This window comes from Stenotrophomonas sp. YJH_SMC_25 (assembly GCF_059369595.1).
The window spans coordinates 120,041-134,597 of record NZ_JCAFSV010000007.1 but is presented as its reverse complement, the minus strand read 5'-3'; the positions used below and the strand labels follow the sequence as shown (position 1 = coordinate 134,597).

The window sequence follows — 14,557 nt, the reverse complement described above, 5'->3', positions numbered from 1 at the left end:
AAGGGAGAGGCGCCACAGGTGGCGTGGCGCTATCGGATCAGTTGAGTTTGGCCAGCACCGCGTCGGTGGCGGCTGCCGTGCTCACCGCCTGGCCCTTGGCGGCCAGATCGGCGGTGAACACGCCATCGTCCAGCACGGCGTGCACGGCGGCTTCCACCGCAGCGGCTTCCGTTTCCAACCCCAGCGAATGGCGCAGCAGCATCGCGGCGCTGAAGATCGTCGCGTACGGATTGGCGATGCCCTTGCCAGCGATGTCCGGGGCCGAACCATGGATGGGCTCGTAGATGCCGACTGCACCGGGTTCGCCCAGCGAGGCCGACGGCAGCAGGCCGAGCGAGCCGGCCAGCATCGAGGCTTCGTCGGTGAGGATGTCGCCGAACATGTTCTCGGTCACGATCACGTCGTACTCGCGCGGCTTGGCCAGCAGGTGCATGGCCATGGAATCGACCAGCTGGTGCTCCAGTGCAACGTCCGGGAATTCCTCGCGGCCGATGCGCGCGGCCACGTCACGCCACAGGCGCGAGGTCTCCAGCACGTTGGCCTTGTCCACCGAGGTGACCTTGCCGCGGCGCTGCCGGGCCAGGCGGAAGGCACTGCGCAGCACGCGTTCGATCTCGGCCACGGTGTAGCGGCACAGGTCGCTGGCGCTATCGGCGTCGCGGGTCTTGTCGCCGAAGTAGATGCCACCGGTCAGTTCGCGTACCACGACGAAGTCCACGCCCTGCAGCAGCTCGGCCTTGATCGGCGAGGCGTGCAGTGCGGCTTCGTGGGTGCGCACCGGGCGCAGGTTGGCATACAGGCCCAGCGCCTTGCGGATCGCCAGCAGGCCCTGTTCCGGGCGCACCTTGGCGTTGGGATCGGACCACTTCGGGCCGCCGACCGCACCCAGCAGCACCGCGTTGGCGGCCTGGCAGGCAGTCAACGTCGAGGCCGGCAGCGGCTCGCCGTGGCGGTCGATGGCGATGCCACCGATGTCGTGCTCGCTGAAGGTGAAGGTGTGGTTGAAGCGCGTGGCGACAGACTTCAGGACGGCGACTGCCGCGGCGGCCACTTCCGGGCCGATGCCATCACCGGGCAGGACAACAATTTCAGCGTGCATGCTCACTCTCGTAGCGTTCGATTTCAGGGACACGGCCCAACAGATACCCCAACTGGTCGACGCCTTCCAGCAGGCAGGTCTGCGAGAAGCCATCCAGCGGGAAGGAATAGACGTGCCCATCGGGCGTGCGCAGCTCACGCGCGGCCACGTCGATGGTCAGCTCGTCGTCCGGGCGTTGCATCAGCGCCTGCACGTCGGCTTCGTCCAGTACGATCGGCAGCAGGCCGTTCTTCAGCGAGTTGCCGCGGAAGATGTCGGCGATCTCGCTGCTGACGATGGCGCGCAGGCCCAGGTCGGTCAGTGCCCACGGTGCATGCTCGCGCGACGAGCCGCAGCCGAAGTTGCGGCCCGCCAGCAGGATGCTGCGGCCGGCGTTGTGCGGCTGGTTGAAGGCGAAGTCGGCCACCGGCGAGCCGTCGGCCTGCCAGCGCCAGTCATTGAACGCGTTGCGGCCCAGGCCGGCGCGTTCGGTGGTGGACAGGAACCGCGCCGGAATGATCTGGTCGGTGTCGATGTTGGTCTGGCGCAGCACCACGCTGGCCGAGGTCAGGGTACGGAAACCGGCCATCACGCCACCTCCTGTGCGAACAGTTTGCGGGTATCGGCGACGTGCCCGTTCACCGCGGCCCACGCCGCGCTCATCGGTGAGGCCAGCAGCGTGCGCGAACCGGGTCCTTGGCGGCCTTCGAAATTGCGGTTGCTGGTGCTGACGGCCAGCTGCCCGGGCGCGACCAGATCGCCGTTCATGGCGATGCACATCGAGCAGCCCGGCTCGCGCCACTCGGCACCGGCCGCGCGCACGATCTCGTGGATGCCTTCGGCCTCGGCCTCGCGCTTGACGATCTCCGAGCCCGGCACCACCAGCATGCGCACCCGGTCAGCGACGCGACGACCGCGCAGTACCTGCGCCACTTCGCGCATGTCGCTCAGCCGGCCGTTGGTGCACGAACCGACGAACACCACGTCCACCGGCGTTCCGGCCAGCGCCTTGCCGGCCTGGAAATGCATGTAGTCCAGGCCCTTCTGTGCGGCGGCATCGTTGGCCGCCGGAATCGGCGCATCCACCGCGATGGCGGTGCCCGGATGCGTGCCCCAGGTCAGGGTCGGGCGGATGTCGGCGGCGTCGATGTGCACTTCGCTGTCAAAGCGCGCGCCGTCATCGCTGCGCAGCTGCTGCCAGCGCGCCACGGCGGCGTCGAAATCGGCGCCCTTCGGCCCGCGCGGCGTAGCGGCGACGAAGTCAAAGGTAACCTGGTCCGGCGCCACCATGCCGGCACGCGCACCCGCTTCGATCGACATGTTGCACAGGGTCATGCGCTGTTCCATGTCCATCGCTTCGATGGTGCTGCCACGGAACTCGATGACGTGGCCGGTGCCGCCGTTGACGCCGATCACGCCGATGATGTGCAGGACCACGTCCTTGGCGCCGACGCCGGGCGCCAGCGGGCCATCGACGGTGATCGCGAAGGTCTTCGCCTTGCGCTGCAGCAGGCACTGTGTGGCCAGCACGTGGCCGACTTCACTGGTGCCGATGCCGAAGGCCAGTGAACCGAACGCACCGTGGGTGGAGGTGTGGCTGTCGCCGCAGACGATGGTCATGCCGGGCTGGGTGAAGCCTTGTTCCGGCGCGATCACGTGGACGATGCCGCGGTTGTCCGAGGCCATGTCGAACAGTTCGATGCCGTGTTCGGCGCAGTTGCGTGCCAGGGTGGCGACCTGCGCTTCGGACGCAGCGCTGGCGTAGGGCAACGTGCCGTCGGCGGCAGGCGGCAGGGTTGGCGTGGAGTGGTCCATCGTCGCCTTGGTGCGGTCCGGCCGGCGCGGCGACAGGCCGCGCTCGCGCAGTTCGGTGAACGCCTGCGGCGAGGTCACCTCGTGGATCAGGTGCAGGTCGATGTACAGCACGGCGGGGGCACTGTCGGTTTCGGGAACCACCACGTGGGCGTCCCACAGTTTGTCGTACAGGGTGCGGGGTGCGGAAGTCATGCGTATGCCTGGCAGAAGTACGAAATAGCGAACATCAGTAAAGGAAACGGAACGGTCAAGTCAGCGACGGCGGGCGAGCACGCGCAGGCGCACGTAGTCGGCCAGCGGCTGGCCGGCGGCATTGCGCGGCAGCTCGGCCAGCAACGCGGTGGCGGCCTCGCGCACGGTAGCGCGGGCCTCGGCCGGCAGGTCGTCCAGCAGTGGTGCGGCGAAGACCCGCAGCCAGCCGGCCACGCCGGTCGGCAGTGCGGTCGGGCGCGGCGTGCACTCGATCAGTTGCACCTGGAAGCCATGCTGGCGCAGGCGGTCGGCGTAGGCATCGGCGGTCGGGAAATACCACTGGAAGGTGCTGGCGCCATGGCCGTGGGCCACGCGCGCGGCCTGTACCGCCGCGATGATCGTGGCCACGTTGCCGTGGCCACCGAATTCGGCGACAAAGCGGCCGCCGGGGCGCAGGGCGCGGCGCACGCCTTCCAGCACGCGGTCCGGAGTCGTCATCCAATGCAGTGCGGCATTGCTGAACACTGCATCGAACTCGCTGTCGAACGACAGCGCGTGGCCGTCCATCACCTGCGCGTCGACACCGCGTGCGCGGGCGGCGACCACCAGTTCCGGCGAAGCATCCACGCCGTGGATGCGTGCGCCGCTCAGCGCCAGTTCGGTACTGAGTACGCCATCGCCACAGCCCAGGTCGAGGATGCGCTCACCGGCGCGCGGGTCGAGCAGGCGCGAGACCGCGCCGCCGAGCAGCGGGACGAAGCCGGCGTCGATCGCATAGTCCTGGGCGTTCCACTGCTGGCCAGCGGCGCTGGCCGGGGTGAAGGTGTCGAAGGCGCTCATGGCGGGTTCCTCAGGCGGTGGCAGGGGTGGGAACGTCGGTGCTGTTGTGGGCGGTGGCCTGGCGCTGGCGCAGCAGGCGGTTGGCCACATCCAGCCAGGCCAGCGCGGAGGCTTCGATGATGTCCTTGCTGGTGCCGGTGCCGTCGTACTCCACGCCTTCGTGGCGCACGCTCAGGTTGGCCTCACCGCGCGCATCGGCGCCGATGCCGACGCTGTGCACGTGGTAGCTGTCGAGCATCAGCTGCACGCCGGTAGCGGCCGACAGCGCGCCGAACAGCGCATCGACCGGGCCATCGCCCTGCGCGGTCTCGGCCACGCGGTTGCCGTCCGGGTCGGACAGTTCGACCAGCGCGTTGGCGCGGCTGCCGACATCGCTGATGGTCATCGAGGCCAGGCGGTAGCCCTGCGCGTTGGAGCCGCCCTGCATCAACGTCTGCAGGTCGGCATCGGTGACCACGCGCTGCTGTTCGCACAGGCCCTTGAACTGCTCGAACACCAGTTTCAGTTCGTCTTCGTCCAGCCAGAAGCCCAGCGCACGCAGGCGCGCTTCAACAGCGGCACGGCCACTGTGGCGGCCCAGCACCATCTGCGAATCCTCCCAGCCCACGTCTTCCGGGCGCATGATTTCGTAGGTGCCGCGGTGGCGCAGCATGCCGTGCTGGTGGATGCCCGATTCGTGGGCGAACGCGTTGGCGCCGACGATGGCCTTGTTGCGCTGTACCGGCATGCCGACCAGGCGCTGCAGCAACTGCGAGGTGCCGACGATGCGCGGGGTGTTGATCGAACTGTCCTGCTCGTAGAAGGCCTGGCGCACCTTCAGCACCATCGCGATCTCTTCCAGCGAACAGTTGCCGGCGCGCTCGCCGATGCCGTTGACGGTGCACTCGACCTGGCGCGCGCCGCCTTCGATGGCGGCCAGCGAGTTGGCCACGGCCAGGCCCAGATCATTGTGGCAGTGCGCGCTGAAGATCACATTGGCGGCGTTCGGAACGTCGGCGACGCCGGCGATGACCTGCTGGAACATCGCGCGGATTTCTTCCGGCGTGGTGAAGCCGACGGTGTCGGGCAGGTTGATGGTGGTGGCACCGGCGGCGATCGCCACGCACGCGACTTCGATCAGGTAATCCAGCTCGGTACGGGTGGCATCCTCGGCCGAGAATTCGACATCGTCGATGTAGGAGCGGGCCAGCGATACATGCTTGCGTACCGACTCCAGGACCTGCTCGCGGGTCATCCGCAGCTTGTGCTCACGGTGCAGCGGGCTGGTGGACAGGAACACGTGCAGGCGCGGGTTGGCGGCCGCTTCCAATGCACGTGCCGAGGTTTCGATATCGGCCTGCAGGCAGCGCGACAGCACCGCCAGGCTCAGGCTCGGGCGGCGCAATTCGCGGCCGATCAGTGCCATCGCTTCGCGGTCGGACTGCGAGCTGGCCGGGAAGCCGGTCTCGATGATGTCCACGCCCAGTTCGTCCAGCGCACGCGCCATCACCAGCTTCTGCGGCGGGCTCATGCTGCAGCCGGGGGACTGCTCGCCGTCACGCAGGGTGGTGTCGAAGATGCGGATGCGCGGGGTGGTAATTCGTTCGATGGTGGTCACAGGGAAATCTCCTCGACAGCGGGCGTTGCGGCTTGCAGGTGGGAAGGGGAAGGCATGGGGGAGGGCGGCGCGCTGGCCTTGGCGGGCGAGCGGGGTGTTTCGCTGCGCCGTCGCCGTGGCTTGCGCGGCGGGCGCGGTCGGATGTCGGTAAGCAGGCCGGCCAGCACGCCGGCATCGATGTTCCCGCCGGAGACCACCGCGCACTTGCGGCGGCCAGCGACGCGGCGGCCAGCGGCCAGCGCCAGCGCGCCGGCACCCTCGGCAATGATGTGTTCTTCCAGTGCCAGCCGGACCAGGGTTTCGCGCAGTTCGGCTTCGCGCACGATCACCACATCGTCCAGCAGCGAGGTGCACAGGCGACGGGTCAGGAAGCCGGGGATCTTCACCCGCACGCCGTCGGCCAGCGAGGCGACGGGTGCGATCTCGCGCACGTCGCCGCGGATCGCGCGTGCCATCGAATCAACGCCTTCCACCTGCGCGCCGACCACGCGCACGCCCTGTGATTTCAGCGCCAGGGCCACGCCGGAAGCCAGGCCACCGCCACCGATCGGCACGATCACCACGTCCGGGGCATGCGCGGCCAGCTCGATGCCGACCGTGCCCTGGCCGGCGATCACGTCGGCATCGTCGAACGCGGACAGGAAGCGGTAGCCGTGGCGTTGTGCCAGTTCGACCGCGAAGGCGTAGGCTTCGTCATAGCTGTTGCCGTGCTGGCGCACGGTCGCGCCCCAGTGGGCGACGCCGGCGATCTTGGTGGCGGGTGCACCATGCGGCATCACAGTGATGGCCGGCACATCCAGGCGATAGGCGGCCCAGGCCACGCCCTGGGCGTGGTTGCCGGCCGAGGCGCAGATCACCGGCCGGGTGTCGCCGCGTTCGCGGCCGGCCAGCAGTGCATTCAATGCGCCGCGCACCTTGTAGGAACCGGTGCGCTGCAGGTTCTCCAGCTTCAGCCAGGTACCGAAGCGTTCGGCGTGGTGCAGCGGGGTGGGCGGCAGGAAGCGGCGCAGGCGGGCCTGCGCTGCCAGGACGTCGGCGACGCTTACGTCGCCGACATCGCTTTCCTGGCTGGTGTCAGCGGCCGGCATGGGCCACCAGCGCGGTGCGGAAGACCGCCGCATGCGGGCACGGGCGGCGAAGAAGACGCCTCCGTACCGGCACCGTGGTCGCTACGGTACGGGTGTTCATGGCGATACTCCTTCCACGGCGGTGACCTGCACGGACACGCAGTCGTAGATCTTCTCGATCTGCCGGCACAGCGTTTCCGCCGGGCGCTGGCCATCGACGACCAGCTGCAGGTGCCAGCGGCCATCGTCGGCGGCCACCGGCGCACCGCTGATCGCACGCGGCGCAAAGCCGCGGCGTTCGGCCATGCCGATCACGCGCAGCAGCGCGCCTTCGGCCGGGTGCAGCACCAGGTCAAGCCGGTATTGCATTGGGGATCTCCTGGCGGGCGTGGGCGGGATTGCTTTCCAGCATCGTGCTGTTGGCGGTGTTCGGCGGCACAAGCGGCCACACGTTGGCGCGTGCATCGATGGCCACGTGCAGCAGCGCCGGGCCGGGCTCGGCCAGCAGCGCGGCCAGGCCGCCTTCCACGTCGTCGCGGTTGTCGATGCGGGTGGCGGCAATGCCGAACACCTGCGACAGGGCTACGAAGTCCGGGTTGTCGGACAGGTCGATCTCGCTGTAACGCTCGGCGAAGAACAGTTCCTGCCACTGCCGCACCATGCCCAGCGAACTGTTGTCCAGCAGCACGATCTTCACCGGCAGGCGGCAGCGGGCGATGGTCGCCAGCTCCTGCACGTTCATCATGAAGCTGCCGTCGCCGGACACCAGCACCACGGTGCGATCGGGGCAGGCAAACTGTGCACCCATCGCCGCTGGCAGGCCGAAGCCCATGGTGCCCAGCGCGCCACTGGTCAGGTGGTTGCGGGGGTGGTTGAAGCGGCAGTGCTGGGCCACCCACATCTGGTGCTGGCCGACATCGCAGGCGATCACCGCATCGGCCGGGGCCAGCTCGCTCAGGCGCCTCAGCAGCGCCGGGGCGTAGATGTGCTGGCCCGGTGCGTCGTAGCGGGCGGCGAAGCGATCGCGGTGCTGCGCACAGCGCTTGCGCCATGCATCCTGGTGGGCCTTGGGGGAGGGGAAGGCCGCACGCAGGGCGCGGATGGCGTGACCGACATTGCCAGGCACGGCGACGTCGGCACTGCGCAGCTTGGAGATCTCATAGGCGTCCGCATCGATGTGGACGACGCGGGCGAATGGCGCGAACTCGGCCAGCTTGCCGGTCGCGCGGTCGTCGAAGCGCGCGCCCAGCACCAGCAGCAGGTCGCTTTCCTGCACCGCCATGTTGGCCGCGCGGGTGCCATGCATGCCCAGCATGCCCAGCGACTGCGGATGGTGGGCCGGCAGCGCGCCGAGGCCGCGCAGGGTCATCACGGTGGGGATGGCACTGGCCTCGACGAAGTCGCGCAGGTCCTGCACGGCATCGCCCAGGGCGATGCCACCACCTGCGTAGACCACCGGCTTCTCGGCCGCCGCCAGCGCGGCGATGGCCTCGGCGATGGCGGCCTCGGCCGGCGCCGGCGGCGGTTCGACGCTGCTGGGCACGTGCGCCGGCAGATGGCTGGCATCGGCCAGCTGCACATCCTTGGGCAGGTCGATCAGCACCGGGCCTGGGCGACCCTCACGGGCAATGCGGAACGCATCGGCCACCACGCGCGGCAGGTCATCGACGCTGCGCACCAGCCAGCTGTGCTTGACGATCGGCATCGTCATGCCGAACACATCCAGTTCCTGGAAGGCGTCGGTGCCCAGCAGCGGCGTGCCGACCTGGCCGGTGATGCAGACCATCGGTACCGAATCCAGCATCGCATCGGCAATGCCGGTCACCAGGTTCGAGGCGCCCGGGCCGGAGGTGGCCACGCAGACGCCCACCTGGTTGCTGGCGCGGGCGAAGCCGTTGGCGGCCAGCGCCGCGCCCTGCTCATGGCGTACCAGGATGTGCTTCAGCGACGAATCCACCAGCGCGTCGTAGAACGGCATGATGGTGCCACCGGGATAGCCGAACAGCGTGCGGACGCCTTCGGCCTCCAGCGCCTGGGTCAGCCAGCGCGCGCCGTTGGGCGGCGCGCTGCGATGTGTCGAAGAGTTCATGGGGGAACCTTGCAAAGCGGGTGGGGGAGGGCCGCGTGGTTACGCGGCCTGTCCTTGCAACCAGACCATCTTGGCGCGCAGTTCCTTGCCCACCTTCTCGATCGGGTGCTCCAGGTCGGCCTGCTTGAACCTGTTGTAGTTCGGCAGGCCCGCTTCGTACTCGGCCACCCAGTTCTTGGTGAAGGTGCCGTCCTGGATGTCCTTCAGCACCTCCTTCATGCGTTCCTTGGTGCCGGCATCGATCACGCGCGGGCCGCTGACGTAGTCGCCGTACTGCGCGGTCTCGGAGATGAACTCCAACATGCGCGAGATACCGCCTTCATAGAACAGGTCCACGATCAGCTTCAGTTCGTGCAGCACTTCGTAATAGGCGATCTCCGGCTGGTAGCCGGCTTCGACCAGGGTCTCGAAACCGGCCTGCACCAGCGCTGAGGCACCGCCGCACAGCACCGCCTGCTCACCGAACAGATCGGTTTCGGTTTCTTCCTTGAAGGTGGTCTGGATCAGGTTGGCGCGCGCACCGCCGAGGCCGGCCGCATAGGCCTGCGCATGCTGCGCGGCCTTGCCGCTGACATCCTGGTAGACCGCCCAGATGCACGGCACGCCACGGCCGATCTCGTACTCACGGCGCACCAGCGCGCCGGGGCCCTTCGGCGCGACCAGCACCACGTCCAGGTCGGCACGCGGCTCGATCATCCCGTAATGCACGTTCAGGCCATGCGCGAACAGCAGGCATGCACCCTGTTTCATGTTCGGCGCCAGCACGTCGTTGTAGAGCTTCTTCTGCACCATGTCCGGGGTCAGCACGGCAACCAGGTCGGCGTCCTTCACGGCCTCGGCGGGCGCGATCACGGTGAAGCCATCGGCCTGCGCCTTGGCTTCGGTCGGCCCGCCCGGACGCAGGCCTACCACCACGTCGAAGCCGGATTCGCGCAGGTTCAGTGCGTGGGCGCGGCCCTGGCTGCCGTAGCCGATGACGGCGATCTTGGTCTGGGGCAGGTCGTTGGTGCTCATGGGGGAGGTTCCTTGCGGTGGGAAGAAAAAAGAACGGCCGGTCGTCGAGGTGACGTGCCGGCCGGTCAGGGGAAAGCGGTGGAGGAGGCGCCGCGCATCGCACAGGCACAGCCACCACGAGGCGTGGTGGTGCAGGTCCGGGTTGTGCGATGAGCGTTGGTCATGGTGGTTGCGTCTGAAACCAGGTTCTGAAATGAAAAAACCCGCACCGGGGTGGGTGCGGGTTTTTGAAGAGTTCCGGTGTGTGTGTGTTGCTTACACGCTGGCTCGTCCCGCACCTGTTGGTTGGGTAATAAGTACGAGCACAAGAATCGAACGCAGCGAGGCGGCGCCGGTGTCGGCGGCTTCGATGTGGGTTCGTGGTGGCGTGTTGTGATGCAACATGTGATCGAGAGAAACACAGCCATTTCGACGGTGTCAACCCTCGCGACGGATTTTCTATCGGTTTCCGCTGCATCCAGCGCAATCGCTTGCGGCACAAGGATGGTTGCTACTGAAAGTGTTTCGGTGAACCCGAATTCACTCCTTTCGGGGCGGTTTTTGCGCGGAATCCGGTGGATTTTTCCGCCCAAGGATCAACGTCCATGACGTCTGTCCGATACCGCGTGAAGGCCGCAGCGGCGAAGATCGGGGAACCACCCGTCCATCGGAACCCGACCGTGTCCCGACGCCTTGCCCGTTCCCTGCTCGCCGCCGCCGTACTGGCTGCCGTACCCGCGCTGTCCTTCGCCGCCGACCGCATCACCGGCCACACCTTCGCCACCCGTTCGGAGGTGATCGCCCCGCATGCGATGGCCGCGACCTCGCAACCACTGGCCACCCAGATCGCGCTGGACGTGATGAAGGGCGGCGGTTCGGCAGTGGACGCGGCGATTGCCGCCAACGCCGCGCTCGGCCTGATGGAGCCGACCGGCAACGGCATCGGCGGCGACCTGTTCGCCATCGTGTGGGACCCGAAGACCCAGAAGCTCTACGGCTACAACGGCTCGGGCCGCTCGCCGAAGTCGCTCACCCTGGCCGAGTTCCAGCGCCGTGGCCTGAAGGACATCCCGGCCACCGGTCCACTGCCGGTGTCGGTGCCGGGTGCCGTCGATGGCTGGTTCGCGCTGCACGACCGCTTCGGTCGCAAGCCGATGGCCGACAACCTGGCGCCGGCCATCCGCTACGCCCGCGAGGGTCACCCGGTGGCCGAGGTGATCGCCTACTACTGGGACCGCTCGGTGCCCAAGTTGTCGCAGTACCCGGGCTTCAAGGAGCAGTTCACGATCAACGGCCACGCCCCGCGCAAGGGCGAGATGTGGAAGAACGCGAACCTGGCCAGCACCCTGCAGAAGATCGCCGACGGTGGCCGCGACGCCTTCTACAAGGGCGAGATCGCCCACACCATCGGTGACTACTTCAAGGCCAACGGTGGCTACCTGAGCTACCAGGACATGGCTGACCATCATGGCGAGTGGGTCGAACCGGTCAGCAGCAACTACCGTGGCTACGACGTGTGGGAACTGCCACCGAACAGCCAGGGTATCGCCGCACTGCAGATCCTCAACGTGCTGGAAGGCTACGACTTCTCGAAGATCCCGTTCGGTTCACCGGAACACGTGCACCTGTTTGTCGAAGCGAAGAAGCTGGCCTTTGCCGACCGTGCGCGTTTCTACGCCGACATGGCGTTCCAGCCGGCGCCGGTGCAGAAGCTCATCTCCAAGGAGTACGCCGCGCAGCGTCGTGCGCTGATCTCGATGGACAAGGCGTTGAAGGAAGTGCAGCCGGGCACGCCGAAGCAGCTGGAGGAGGGCGACACGATCTACATGACCGTGGCCGACGCCGACGGCATGATGGTTTCGCTGATCCAGTCCAACTACCGTGGCATGGGCAGCGGCATGGCACCGCCCGGTCTGGGTTTCATCCTGCAGGACCGTGGCGAGATGTTCGTGCTGCAGAAGAACCATCCCAACGGCTACGCGCCGGGCAAGCGTCCATTCCAGACCATCATTCCGGGGTTCATCACCAAGGGCGGCAAGCCGTATGCCAGCTTCGGCGTGATGGGCGGCGCGATGCAGCCGCAGGGCCATGCGCAGATCGTGATGAACCTGGTGGATTTCGGGATGAACCTGCAGGAAGCCGGCGATGCGCCGCGCATCCAGCATGAAGGTTCCACCGAGCCGACCGGCCAGGCCACGGCGATGACCGACGGCGGCGAAGTGAATCTGGAGACCGGCTTCCCCTACGAGACGGTGCGTACGCTGATGCGCAAGGGGCATCGCATCGTGTTCGCCGATGGGCCTTATGGCGGGTACCAGGCGATCATGCGCGATCCCGAGAGCGGGGTTTATTACGGAGCTTCGGAGAGTCGCAAGGATGGGCAGGCGGCGGGGTACTGAGTTTCCCGGCCAACGGGCTGAGCCCCCTCTGCGGTGGTGGCAGTGATACGGGGCTTGGCCGGGCGGGTGGGTTGTCTGGGGGGCGCTGCAAGTACGTCCATGTAGCTCGGTCGCCGCATCCATGCGGCTCACGCCCCCAGCCAACCCACCCGCCCGGCCACGGACAGTTTCCGTGGCCGTCACCGCAGGAAAAGAAAAGGAAGAGCAAGAGCAAGAGCAAAGGCAACGGCAACGGCAACGGCAACAGCCGCGCGCTGTGGGTTGGGGTCGGATCCGTTTTCCGAAGGAAAACGGATCCGACCCCTTCTTGTTTTCCGATACACCTCATCCACGCCTAGCGTGGAAAACCCACCGTCACACGGAAACTGTCGGGGGTGGGGCGGCGTGGGCTGGCAGGACCGTTGGCGCCATGGATGGCGCCATCGAGCCCCCAGGGATGGGTTTACGGCGTGTCCTGCCAGCCCACACCGCCCCGCCAAACTAGCAGCAACCCAGAGCTGCTTTTGAATTTGACCTTGGCCCTTGCCTGAAAAAGCGGTGCAGCCGCAGGCTGCAAAACAACCCTTAATCCTGATCGTGCGCGCGCGCTGCCTCGGCCTGCGTCTCCTCCTGCGCCGCCATCTCGCGTGCAATCCACGCATCGATCATGTGCCGCTGGCGCTGCGCCTGCCGCCGCTCCCGCGTGTACTCCTGGTCCAGCACCCGGTACAGCGACACCATCACCAGCACCATCAGCAGCGCGAATGGCAATGCCGCGATCGTGATCATGCCCTGCAGCGCGTCCAGGCCTCCGGCCAGCAGCAACGCCGCTGCAATCAGTGCCACCGCAATGCCCCAGGCCAGCTTGCGCTTCAACGGTGGGTCGCCAGCCTCGTCGGTGGACATGCTGGCCAGCACCAGGACCGCCGAATCGGCCGAGGTCACGAAGAAGATCATCAGCAGCACCAGCGCGATGCACGACAGCAACAACGGTAGCGGCATGCTGTCGAACAGTGTGAACAACACCGTCTCGTAGCCATTGCCAAGCGCCTGCACCAGATCGGCGTGGCCGAAGATCTGTGCCCACAACGCAGTGCCGCCGAACACCGCGAACCAGAAGAAGCCCAGCAGCGTCGGTGCGAGCACGACGCCGATCACGAACTCGCGCACGCTGCGGCCGCGCGAGATGCGCGCGATGAACGATCCCACGAACGGCGCCCACGAGATCCACCAGGCCCAGTAGAAGATCGTCCAGTCCGCCACCCAGGTGCTGCCGGAGAACGGTGACATGCGCAGGCTCATCGTCACCAGCTGGTTGAGGTAGGAGCCCAGCGTGGTGGTGAACGTATCGAAGATGAAGCCGGTCGGCCCCAGCACCAGCAGGATGGCTGCCAGCAGGGCAGCCAACGCCAGGTTGAAGTTGGACAGCCACTTCACACCTCGCTCCACGCCACTGGCGGTGGAGGCCATGTACAACACGAAGGCGACGGCAATGATGGTCATCTGCACGGCGACGGTAGCCTGCACGCTGAAGACGCGTTCGATACCGGCAGCAATCTGGATGGTGCCGAAGCCGAGCGTGGTGGCGACACCGATCGCGGTGGCAACTACGGCGGCGATGTTGACCACCCGACCGATCCAGCCGCGATGGTGGCGGCCGATGATCGGCTGCAGCATGTCGCTGACCAGGCCGCGTCCATTGCGGTTGAACTGGAACCAGGCCATCGCCAGACCGATCAGTGCGTAGATCGCCCACGGGTGCAGGCCCCAGTGGAAGAACGCATAGCGCATCGATGCGCGCGCCGCATCCAGGCTTTGCGGCGCCAGGCCTTCCGGCGGCTTGCTGAAATGCGAGATGGGCTCGGCCGCACCCCAGAACACCAGGCCGATGCCCATGCCGGCGGCGAACAGCATCGACATCCAGCTGGCACGCGAGAACTCGGGTTCGGCGTCCTCGCCGCCGATGCGCAGATTGCCGAAGCGGCCGAACGCCAGGTACATCAGGAACACCAGCGCCAGGAACACCACCAGCAGGTACAGCCAGCCGACACTGCGGATGACTTCCGCCAGCATCGACTGGACCACGGTGTTGAAGGGGCCGGGGGCGATACCGGCGAGCAGCACCAGCAGCAGAACCAATGCGATGGAAACGCGAAACACCATGAAGGAGCTTCTCCGATCAAGGGGGATTGAGGGGAGCGAGCAGAGCTTGCGGCGAAGGGCCGGCGGCATGCAGCACGGACCGGGCAGGGGCCGCGAAGGCGGCGGGGAACGCATCGATCTCAGCAACGCGATGGCGTGCACGTTACTGAACGCGACGTCATGGTTCCGTTAACGAATGGCGATCTGATCCCGGAGGCGGGCGGTCTATGCTCTAATGCGCACCAAGAAGCGGGGGTACCGGGCCATGTGGCCACGGTTGAGACAGTCCCTTGGAACCTGATCCGGCTCATACCGGCGTAGGGAAGCTTTGCAATGCAGCTGTGCCCGGACTCCGCCCAAGGACCG

General features: G+C 67.1%; 11 protein-coding genes and 1 riboswitch. Of the genes, 1 reads left to right on the top strand and 10 read right to left on the bottom strand.

Annotation, left to right across the window (positions count from 1 at the left end; all coding sequences use genetic code 11):
• Window positions 1–37: 37 nt before the first annotated feature.
• The 9 genes from leuB to ilvC all read right to left on the bottom strand — a co-directional run bounded on the left by leuB (window position 38) and on the right by ilvC (window position 9,692).
• Window positions 38–1,099 carry a 3-isopropylmalate dehydrogenase gene (leuB, locus tag AC5P7E_RS11405; RefSeq protein WP_005410954.1) on the bottom strand — a complete coding sequence of 354 codons (1,062 nt, stop codon included), beginning with the start codon at window positions 1,097–1,099 and terminating at the stop codon, window positions 38–40.
• On the bottom strand, window positions 1,089–1,667 hold the full coding sequence (gene leuD / locus AC5P7E_RS11400) for a 3-isopropylmalate dehydratase small subunit (RefSeq protein ID WP_100438093.1): 579 nt from the start codon (window positions 1,665–1,667) through the stop codon (window positions 1,089–1,091). Before leuD ends, leuB begins: the two co-directional genes overlap by 11 nt.
• Window positions 1,667–3,085 carry a 3-isopropylmalate dehydratase large subunit gene (leuC, locus tag AC5P7E_RS11395; RefSeq protein WP_099483928.1) on the bottom strand — a complete coding sequence of 473 codons (1,419 nt, stop codon included), beginning with the start codon at window positions 3,083–3,085 and terminating at the stop codon, window positions 1,667–1,669. Before leuC ends, leuD begins: the two co-directional genes overlap by 1 nt.
• A 60-nt stretch (window positions 3,086–3,145) precedes the next feature.
• A complete protein-coding gene (locus AC5P7E_RS11390; RefSeq protein ID WP_005410951.1) occupies window positions 3,146–3,925 on the bottom strand; it encodes a class I SAM-dependent methyltransferase in 780 nt (259 codons plus the stop codon).
• Between the two features lie 10 nt (window positions 3,926–3,935).
• Window positions 3,936–5,522 carry a 2-isopropylmalate synthase gene (locus AC5P7E_RS11385; protein ID WP_114618199.1) on the bottom strand — a complete coding sequence of 529 codons (1,587 nt, stop codon included), beginning with the start codon at window positions 5,520–5,522 and terminating at the stop codon, window positions 3,936–3,938.
• Window positions 5,519–6,610 carry a threonine dehydratase gene (locus AC5P7E_RS11380; RefSeq protein WP_033835631.1) on the bottom strand — a complete coding sequence of 364 codons (1,092 nt, stop codon included), beginning with the start codon at window positions 6,608–6,610 and terminating at the stop codon, window positions 5,519–5,521. The genes AC5P7E_RS11385 and AC5P7E_RS11380 overlap by 4 nt, the downstream gene beginning before the upstream one ends.
• Before the next feature lie 96 nt (window positions 6,611–6,706).
• Window positions 6,707–6,958: an ACT domain-containing protein gene (locus AC5P7E_RS11375; protein WP_005410947.1), complete on the bottom strand. Its 252-nt coding sequence runs from the start codon at window positions 6,956–6,958 to the stop codon at window positions 6,707–6,709.
• Window positions 6,942–8,678 carry an acetolactate synthase 2 catalytic subunit gene (gene ilvG / locus AC5P7E_RS11370; RefSeq protein WP_114618198.1) on the bottom strand — a complete coding sequence of 579 codons (1,737 nt, stop codon included), beginning with the start codon at window positions 8,676–8,678 and terminating at the stop codon, window positions 6,942–6,944. Before ilvG ends, AC5P7E_RS11375 begins: the two co-directional genes overlap by 17 nt.
• 39 nt (window positions 8,679–8,717) lie before the next feature.
• Window positions 8,718–9,692, bottom strand: coding sequence for a ketol-acid reductoisomerase (gene ilvC, locus AC5P7E_RS11365; protein WP_049450533.1), 975 nt, complete (start codon window positions 9,690–9,692; stop codon window positions 8,718–8,720).
• A gap of 659 nt (window positions 9,693–10,351) precedes the next feature.
• Here ilvC and ggt point away from each other — a divergent pair.
• Window positions 10,352–12,070, top strand: a complete 1,719-nt coding sequence (gene ggt, locus AC5P7E_RS11360; RefSeq protein WP_099484851.1) for a gamma-glutamyltransferase — start codon at window positions 10,352–10,354, stop codon at window positions 12,068–12,070.
• 564 nt (window positions 12,071–12,634) lie between these two features.
• Here the strand turns inward: ggt and AC5P7E_RS11355 are convergent.
• A complete protein-coding gene (locus AC5P7E_RS11355; protein ID WP_005410943.1) occupies window positions 12,635–14,212 on the bottom strand; it encodes a BCCT family transporter in 1,578 nt (525 codons plus the stop codon).
• 220 nt (window positions 14,213–14,432) lie between these two features.
• Window positions 14,433–14,533, top strand: a riboswitch (TPP riboswitch).
• Window positions 14,534–14,557: the final 24 nt, after the last annotated feature.